This window comes from Flavobacterium sp. FlaQc-57 (assembly GCF_044007395.1).
In the GTDB taxonomy this organism is placed as follows: domain Bacteria; phylum Bacteroidota; class Bacteroidia; order Flavobacteriales; family Flavobacteriaceae; genus Flavobacterium.
The window spans coordinates 1-255 of the sequence record NZ_JBIPDA010000022.1 but is presented as its reverse complement, the minus strand read 5'-3'; the positions used below and the strand labels follow the sequence as shown (position 1 = coordinate 255).

Annotated in this window: 1 rRNA gene; it reads left to right on the top strand. The window is 48.2% G+C overall.

Features of this window, described 5'->3' with window-relative positions:
* Window positions 1-255: ribosomal RNA gene (locus ACHRVZ_RS21435) — 23S ribosomal RNA — on the top strand; the annotation flags it as partial.

Sequence of the window (255 nt, the reverse complement as noted above, 5' to 3'; positions counted from 1 at the left end):
TAATTAGTACCAGTACCGTAAACCGACACAGGTAGTTGAGGAGAGAATCCTAAGGTGCTCGAGAGATTCATGGCTAAGGAATTAGGCAAAATAGACCCGTAACTTCGGGAGAAGGGTCGCCCTGTAGTAATACAGGGCCGCAGTGAAGAGGTCCAGGCGACTGTTTATCAAAAACACAGGGCTCTGCAAAATCGTAAGATGAAGTATAGGGCCTGACACCTGCCCGGTGCTGGAAGGTTAAGAGGAGATGTTATC